Below are 2,930 nucleotides of genomic sequence, written 5' to 3' on the forward strand. Positions count from 1 at the left end.
TAAAGAAGTTTGCAGGCGCAGGCGGGTGGTGCATTGAACTTTAACGCGGAGTATATAGTATAAAAAAGTTTACGATGAGGTGAATTTTATGGGTAAATATAAAGTTGTAATACCGGGCCGAATTATGCCGTCAGCATTGGCTGCAATACAAGAACAATGTAATGTGCAGCAGTGGGAGCATCCTGGTGCGCCTAATCTTAGCCAGTTGAGAGAGTGGCTTCAGAATGCTGAAGGTTTCTTGGCCTTGTCCACTATAAAAATTAATGCGGAATTTCTGGCAGCTGCGCCTAAGTTAAGAGTAATTGCCCAACCGGCAGTAGGTTATGACAATGTTGACATTAAGGCCTGTACTGACAGGAAGATTCCATTTGGCAATACACCGGGGGTACTTGTAGAGACAACTGCAGACTTGGCTTTTGGCCTGCTTTTAACGGCTGCACGGCGTATTCATGAAGGCTGGGATTGGGTACGCGCCGGCAAATGGCCTGAGGCAGCACTGCCTCTTGGCGTAGACTTGTTTGGTAAGACCCTGGGGATCGTCGGATTGGGGGCGATTGGCGCGGCTGTTGCCAGACGGGCACAGGTTAGCGGGATGAAAGTCATCTATAATAATCGCCGGCAGAGACCTGATGATCAGGAATTAGGTGTCGAGTTTTGCCTTTTTGAGGATTTATTGACAAAAGCCGATTTTATTGTTGTACTAACACCACTCACGCCTGAAAGCCGTGGTTTGTTTGGGGCCAAAGAGTTTGCCAGGATGAAGCCAACAGCATATTTTATAAACGCCGCCAGAGGGGCGGTAGTGGATACTCCGGCTTTGTGCAATGCGCTGGCCAATAGAGAGATTGCATATGCTGCACTGGATGTTACCGATCCTGAGCCGCTGCCGGCAGATCATCCACTTATAAAACTGCCCAATATCCTAATTGCTCCGCATATCGGCAGCGCTACAACCGAAACCCGTAACAAGATGGCGCTGCTAGCGGCGGAGAACCTGTTGCTGGGGTTAGCCGGCAAGCCACTGGTTACTTGCGTAAACAACGAGGTTAATTATCAGTAACAGCAAGGTAACAAAGCGAGATTGCTTGTAGCAATCTCGCTTTAATAAATTAATATTGTGTATCACTATAGGACACATTATTGCTTATACAGAATCTCGAATTCTCTAGGAGGGAACCTATGGATCAATCCCAGGCCCTTGGCCAGGAAAAAATCAGTAAGTTGTTGTGGGATTTTTCTATTCCTGCCATAGTGGGGATGGTGGTCAACGCCCTGTATAATATAGTTGACAGCATCTTTGTCGGTAATGGGGTTGGCGATATTGGCCTTACGGCCGTGACAATAGCTTTTCCCATTATGATTATTCTAATGGCCATTGGTATGTTAATCGGAATTGGTGCCTCTACGCTGGTATCGATTCGTCTTGGTGAACAAAAACACCAGGACGCCGAAATTATTTTAGGAAATGCGTTTACGTTAATAATAATTGCTGTACTGCCGACAACGGCTGTGGCGCTTTTGTTTTTAGATCAGATTTTAGTGTTGCTGGGTGCTGAACCCAATGTTTTGCCTTATGCCCGTGAATTTACCAGAATCATATTGATAGGCAGTATATTCATGCATATCGGGTTTGGCTTGAATAATATAATACGCGCCGAGGGCAATCCTAAAGTGGCAATGGCGACAATGCTGATTGCGGCTATATTGAACACTGCTCTTAATCCGCTGTTTATCTTTGTTTTCAAGCTGGGGATAGCGGGATCTGCACTAGCGACAGTTGCTGCCCAGGCTGTCTCAGCGACCTGGGTGCTTAGATATCTTACCAGTGATAAGAGTGTTCTAAAATTACGACTGACAAACCTGAGGCTGGATAAAGGTATTGTTTACGAGATTGTTAAGATTGGCTTGTCCCCGTTTATTATGCAGCTTGCCGCCAGTGTGGTTAGTGTAATATATAACTACAGCCTGCTGCGTTATGGCGGGGAATTGGCTGTGGCTGCGGTTGGTATAATTAACCGGGTGGCTATGTTGATACTAATGCCTGTGTTCGGCATTAGCCAGGGCGTACAGCCGATATTAGGTTATAATTATGGTGCCAGAAATTACGCGCGGATGATTGAGGTTATTAAATTAGGTATGTATGCGGCGACAGCTGTTTCTATTCTGGGATTTATCGCAACACAGCTATTTGCTACACCAATCATCCGGGTATTCAATGATAACCCGGAACTGATCGCTATTGGATCAAGTGGACTGAAGGTGTTTTTAATCATGCTGCCGATTATCGGGTTTCAGATTATCGGCGCTAATTATTTCCAGGCAGTAGGTAAGGCCGGCTATGCCATTTTTCTTAGTATGTCGCGGCAAGTAATTATCTTAATTCCTGCGATTATTATTTTGCCTCATTTCTTCGGTTTGTCAGGTATTTGGTTTGCCGGTCCGGTAGCTGATTTTGTCTCATCGCTTTTGACTGGAGGCTATTTATGGCTGGAATTGCGGAAACTAGGTCAAAATTCATCTAGGGAATAGCCTTAGACTAGTACTATATGAAGTCAACTATAGTGACTGCGAGGGACATAAATAATTCTTACAAAGGTAGTTGCATTGAGCGGTTTATCTGGAAATTAATTCTTAGAATCGTACGCATTTAAACAGCAGGAAATAGTGGACAGAAAGCGAATAATATCTGTACTATCATGAAAGGCTGGTATTTATGAAAAGCAGGTTGCTTGTTGCCGCGCTTTCCGTTATTGTTTTTGCTATGGCGGCTGCAGCCGCGCCAGCCGAGGCAGCTAAAGTAAGTAACCGGGATGCGGATATGGTTCAGATGAAAGCCGACGAAAAAAGGATTAAAAAACTTCGCCATGGTTATATCAAATATGACGGAAATAAAGTCTATTATTATTGGTAATATTGTTAAGTTAGAAGGC

3 protein-coding genes are annotated in these 2,930 nt (G+C 44.6%); all 3 read left to right on the forward strand.

Annotated features, from left to right (window positions below; translation table 11 throughout):
- The first annotated feature begins 88 nt into the window (after positions 1-88).
- The gene (locus VN379_RS14115; protein ID WP_325534903.1) at positions 89-1,060 is read left to right on the forward strand and encodes a D-glycerate dehydrogenase; all 972 of its coding nucleotides are present in this window, start codon (positions 89-91) and stop codon (positions 1,058-1,060) included.
- 119 nt (positions 1,061-1,179) lie between these two features.
- The gene (locus VN379_RS14120; protein ID WP_325534905.1) at positions 1,180-2,529 is read left to right on the forward strand and encodes an MATE family efflux transporter; all 1,350 of its coding nucleotides are present in this window, start codon (positions 1,180-1,182) and stop codon (positions 2,527-2,529) included.
- Between the two features lie 184 nt (positions 2,530-2,713).
- On the forward strand, positions 2,714-2,911 hold the full coding sequence (locus tag VN379_RS14125) for a hypothetical protein (RefSeq protein WP_325534907.1): 198 nt from the start codon (positions 2,714-2,716) through the stop codon (positions 2,909-2,911).
- Positions 2,912-2,930 lie beyond the last annotated feature (19 nt).

It is taken from the genome of Sporomusa sp. (genome assembly GCF_035561255.1).
Taxonomy (GTDB): domain Bacteria; phylum Bacillota; class Negativicutes; order Sporomusales; family Sporomusaceae; genus Sporomusa.

Excerpts from the sequence above, each read along its gene's own strand:
- VN379_RS14120 (WP_325534905.1), top strand. The coding sequence starts at position 1,180 with ATGGATCAATCCCAGGCCCTTGGCCAGGAAAAAATCAGTAAGTTGTTG.
- VN379_RS14115 (WP_325534903.1), top strand. The coding sequence starts at position 89 with ATGGGTAAATATAAAGTTGTAATACCGGGCCGAATTATGCCGTCAGCA.
- VN379_RS14125 (WP_325534907.1), top strand. The coding sequence starts at position 2,714 with ATGAAAAGCAGGTTGCTTGTTGCCGCGCTTTCCGTTATTGTTTTTGCT.